The 338-nt window shown below is 50.3% G+C and carries 1 pseudogene; it reads right to left on the bottom strand.

The features are described from left to right. Positions 1–338: pseudogene (locus tag WKT11_RS19915) on the bottom strand (IS200/IS605 family accessory protein TnpB-related protein); the annotation flags it as partial.

Below are 338 nucleotides of genomic sequence, written 5' to 3'. Positions count from 1 at the left end.
CCTTTTTCCCATACCAGTTCCTGCGCAGGTATTCCATATCCGTATGGCTTAAACACACACGGAACCATCTCCAGTCATGCCCGTCATACAGTTTCAGGTATGCCTCATCTTTTCCCTCTGTCCCTTCGCGGTACATCACATCCCGGTAAAAGACCGGCATGGCATGGTTTTCACAGGTAAAATTCGGTTTCCCGGAGAGTTCTCCCGCTGCCTCCCACTGTTCCATCCGGCTTTCATAGGACGATACACTTCCCAGTGCATGCTGGATGGCAGCTCTCCTGAGATAAGAAGGCATCTTCGGAAAACGGATGTCAAAATCAAAGCGGGCATGGTTCTTT

The sequence above is a fragment of the Blautia sp. HCN-1074 genome (assembly GCF_037890165.1).
Taxonomy (GTDB): Bacteria; Bacillota; Clostridia; order Lachnospirales; family Lachnospiraceae; genus Blautia_A.
Note: the sequence above shows the minus strand (reverse complement) of the source record. Positions and strands in the feature narration are given on the sequence as shown.